The sequence below is a fragment of the Nitrospira sp. BLG_2 genome, from assembly GCF_049222245.1.
The window spans coordinates 1-4,611 of the sequence record NZ_JBLYIG010000129.1; the positions used below are offsets into that span (position 1 = coordinate 1).

At 54.8% G+C, this 4,611-nt stretch carries 3 protein-coding genes; 1 reads left to right on the forward strand and 2 read right to left on the reverse strand.

What is annotated here, in order from left to right; genetic code table 11:
- A partial coding sequence (locus tag ACOSYY_RS03745) for a B12-binding domain-containing radical SAM protein (RefSeq protein WP_421660928.1) occupies window positions 1-2,115 on the forward strand: 2,115 nt, incomplete at its 5' end.
- Between the two features lie 153 nt (window positions 2,116-2,268).
- On the opposite strand, the gene ACOSYY_RS03750 is transcribed toward ACOSYY_RS03745, so the two are convergent.
- Together ACOSYY_RS03750 and ACOSYY_RS03755 are read right to left on the reverse strand one after the other, a co-directional pair.
- Window positions 2,269-3,558, reverse strand: a complete 1,290-nt coding sequence (locus tag ACOSYY_RS03750; protein WP_421660929.1) for a hypothetical protein — start codon at window positions 3,556-3,558, stop codon at window positions 2,269-2,271.
- A gap of 474 nt (window positions 3,559-4,032) precedes the next feature.
- Window positions 4,033-4,611 (reverse strand): peroxiredoxin (locus tag ACOSYY_RS03755; RefSeq protein ID WP_421660930.1); only part of this gene is annotated, 579 nt, incomplete at its 5' end.

Consider the following 4,611-nt stretch of genomic DNA (forward strand, 5'->3'; position numbering starts at 1 on the left):
CCATCCACCGCCTATTTAACGGGATTTCTTCAGTCTCGTGGATTTGAGGCGGAGCAAGCGGACTTGGGCATCGAGATGGTGCTGCGCCTGTTCAGCCCGGAAGGGCTACGGAATGTCTTCCGACAACTTCATGGTCAGGAAGATACTCTTCCCAAGGAAGCCCTTGGCATGATGAGAAACGAACACGCCTACGTGGAAATGATCGGACCGGTTGTCGCCTTCTTGCAGGGCAAAACTCCTGAGACTGCCGCTCGCCTGATTCAACACGGGGTGTTGCCCCAGGGCCCGCGATTCCGAGGTCGTAAGAAATTCGGGCGCTCTATATCAGTGACTGATCGGGCCAAACAATGGGCAACATTCTTTCTCGAAGATCTCGCCGATTTGGTGCAAGCCACGATTACACCGCACTTCGCCTTGAGCCGATATGCCGAGCATATCGGGCGCAGCGCCTCATCGTTTGATCAGATCGTAACCGCCTTAGCGGAGCCACCGGGTCTGACTGATGAATGGCTCCTCGATTCATTTTGGGAACACTTCAATCGCGTCAATCCATCTCTGATCGGTCTTTCCATACCGTTTCCGGGTAATCTCTATGGGGCATTCCGAATTGCAAAGGCGCTGAAGCAGCACCGTCCTGATTTGCCTGTGGCGATCGGCGGCGGCTATGTGAACACGGAATTGCGCCGGGTTGCCGACCCTCGCGTGTTCGATTATGTCGACTTTATTACGTTCGACAACGGTGAACGGCCGCTCCTCTCCTTAGTCGAACATATTTCCGGCTTGCGCCCGCGCCGATTGCTGTGCCGCACGATGTACCGTCAGCGCGATCGCGTCGTCTATGCCGATGATCCCCTGTCGCGAGACTTCACGATGGATGACATCGGCTGCCCTACCTATCGCGGCCTGGCGCTGGATCGCTACCTGACCATTCTCGACAGTACCAATCCGATGCATCGTCTCTGGTCGGAAGGCCATTGGAATAAACTCACCGTGGCACATGGTTGCTATTGGAAACAATGCACGTTCTGCGATATCGGGCTTACTTACATCAGCCGGTACGAGATGACACCGACCGAGCGGCTCATCCGGCAAATCAGGCAACTCATAGCCGAGACGGGACGGAAGGGGTTTCATTTCGTTGATGAGGCCGCGCCGCCATCGGCATTGAAGTCGCTGGCGCTTGCCCTCTTGGAGCAACAAATCGATATCACCTGGTGGGGGAATATCCGTTTTGAGACTGCCTTTTCTCCGGACCTTTGCCGCCTTCTTTCCGCCTCCGGTTGTATCGCGGTGACGGCGGGCCTCGAAGCGGCCTCCGACCGGCTACTGGACAACATGAAGAAAGGTATTACCGTCGATCAGACCGCGCTGGTCGCCGCCGGGTTCAAAGAGGCCGGCATCCTGATTCACGCCTATCTCATGTATGGTTGTCCATCGGAGACGATTCAGGAAACCATCGATTCACTTGAGCGAGTCCGCCAGCTTGTCGCGGCAGATCTTCTTCAATCAGCCTTTTGGCATCGCTTTACCGTCACTGCACACAGTCCGGTGGGGCTGAATCCCACTGCCCATGGCGTGCGCATCCTAGGGCCTGAATTTCGCGGCTTCGCGGAGAACGACCTGCTGCATCACGATGATCGAGCAGAAACGCCGACCTGGCTCGGCGAAGGGCTGCGACGATCGCTTCTGAACTATCTTGAACGGCGAGGACTCGATCTCGATGTTCGTCAGTGGTTCGATCATGAAGTTCCTCCTCCTCACGTGGCTCCCACATGGCTCACACGCCTGCTCGAGAAGCAGATGATCGATGACCGCCCGGACTTAGAACGGCGTTTCGTCTGGCTGGGTGGAGCAGTGACTTGTGAGAGGATGGGAAAGAAAGCATTCCTCAAGATTATCGGCTCCGGTCAGAATCACCTCTTCACACTCCCCGAATCAGAGGCCCGATGGTTGGAGCAATTGATTGAAGATGCCACTCCGCGGCAGGCATTGCAGACCTATCCACAAATGCGGGAGGCCTGCACACGGTTTCCTGACAGCGAATCGGCATTCAACGCCTTCCTAACCACCCCTTCGTGGGAAAAAACCCGCAATGCAGGCCTCGTGCTCGTGTAACTCTTCAATCTTTCTACGTGCCGATCACAACTCAACATTGACTCACTGTATCGGCATCGGACAATTCCATAGAAGAGGCAAAAAGAAAGAGCCGGAACCCATGCTGGATTCCGGCTCCTGTTTGGAGGAGGACACTCTCGCGACGCGAGCCGCTTAGTACTGCAGCTGCAACGCCACGTGGAACGAATCGACTTTATTTCCGGCAACGCCAGGACTAAAGGGACCGGCGGGGCCGCCCTTGGATTCTAAATCGCCGTAACGGCCATACGCGGAAATGCGTGCATTGTGCCCTGAAATGATGTAGTTCACACCATACTCCCACTCCTGCCGCATAGCGCTGTACAGAGGATCGATACTGGTGAACCGCGCATAGGGTTGGAACCGTCCGATCCCGATCTCTTGTGGAAGCAGGTACAACGCGTACACTGTCCAGGAGTGGCCGTTGAATATGCAGAAATTACAACCGGCAGGATTCGTGAAAGCCCCTACTCCGTAATTGGCCCAGTATCGCTTGAATTCTCCATTGAACGTGAACACGCCGGCATTATTTGGGAGAACTTTTTCAATCAACAGGTCTACGATAGCACCAGTATAATCAGACACATTCCCGGTGACGCTATCCCCTGCGCCATCTTTTTGATGGATCACGTTTCCCGAGATCGCGAAGATATCTCCGGCCGTTCCATAATAGGTCCCGCTCGTGTAGTAGCCCGGGTTGTCTTCATCGTTCAACAGGTTCCATTGCAAACGACCGGCATACAACAGGCTGCCGGTGGGATTCGATCCACCGCGCTGGCCCGTGAACACCGACGCCACGTACAACAGATGGGTGCCGAAGGGATGGATCTTGCCGAAGAAGACCGCGCCGTTGTCACGACCATAGAGACCGGCCTGTCCGGCGGTGCCGGCACCTGCTCCATTGGGACCGCTTGGAAAGTTTCCGCTGAAGTCAGCCGGGTTGAAGGGAGTCCGGAATCCATCGAAGGTCGCATGGTAGAACGGACCGTTCAACTCACCGCGCTCACTCGGCACCAAGGTGCGTCCGACCCACAGGTTGACCCTTTCGTTGATCTCGAATTTCCCGATCGCGTCGAGCAGCCCGATGCTGGAGTTGCCGCCAAAACTATTGGCGCCGGCGCCGACGTTGCAGTTAAAACAGTCCGTGTTGAAGGTGAACTTCACATACTTGTGAATTTGCCCGTTGATGTAGATACGAGCGTTGTCAACTTTGAAGTCGTTGCTGTAATGCCCCCCTGCGGCACCTTCTATGCTGTTGAAACTCGTGCGGATGCCCATGCCGATGGAAATCCATTTGTCATCATCGGCCTTGATCGTGCCACCAGCATAGGCACTCGGCAGCGTGGATCCCATTCCAGCTACCAGCGCGGCCATGGCTCCAGCAACTACAAACCGTTTCCACCGCCTCGCAACATGTTCCTTCATACTCATGCCCTCCCTTGTGAGTAATAAGAAACCACTGCCGACCTACCACTATGTCCAAAATCGTCCATACTTAGGAAGTCGCGCCGAGTATGCCTAAGTTATCGAAACATAGCAATATTTTTTAAAAATGTTGCGGTCATGACCAAGGGTTTTCCTTAATCGAGACGAGATTTCCCCTTAGTTCGGATCAAGGTTTACCTTAATCCAATCCAACAAACGAGAATGCTCCCTGGCGCTGGGTATCGAACGTATCAGGCGGCAGAATCGTGTAGGGCGAGTGGTTGGCAAAAAATCCTGTTCCGCTGACTGGCTAACTGATTATCCAGGGATCAGAATACCCTGACTATTCCAAATATAAACATGGCGAGAGAGATTGACAGATGTGCTCGAACGGCAAGACTTGAATTAAGGGGCAACGAGCAGGAAGCGCTGGGCGGCTTCCTGCTCATCTGCTTTTGAAGAGACCGGCGGAACTTACTTGTTAGGCTGCGGCGTATAGCGCAGATAGGGCTTCACGGTCTTGAACCCCTTGGGGAAGAGATCCTTCGCCTCGGCATCACCGACCGCAGGAGTGATGATGCAATCCTCGCCGTCTTTCCAGTTCGCCGGAGTGGCGACTTTGTACTTCGATGTCAGCTGAAGAGAGTCGATCACTCGCAACAGCTCATCGAAGTTCCTGCCGCAGGAAGCAGGGTATGTCAAGGTGAGTTTGACCTTCTTGTCCGGGCCGATGATGAAGACCGATCGCACGGTCATATTATCGATGGCGTTGGGATGGATCATATCGTACAGCGTTGCGACCTTCTTATCCGGGTCGGCGATGATCGGATAGTTCATCGTCGTCTTTTGTGTCTCATTGATATCGTTGATCCAGCCTTTGTGGGAATCCATCGGATCCACGCTGACGGCAATCACTTTTACGCCCCGTTTTTTGAACTCCTGCGAGATTTTGGCCACGGCCCCCAGCTCCGTCGTGCAAACCGGGGTGTAGTCCTTGGGGTGTGGTCGCGCAGGCGGGCGTCGGCGAGAAGCTGACCGCGGGCGACATGCTAC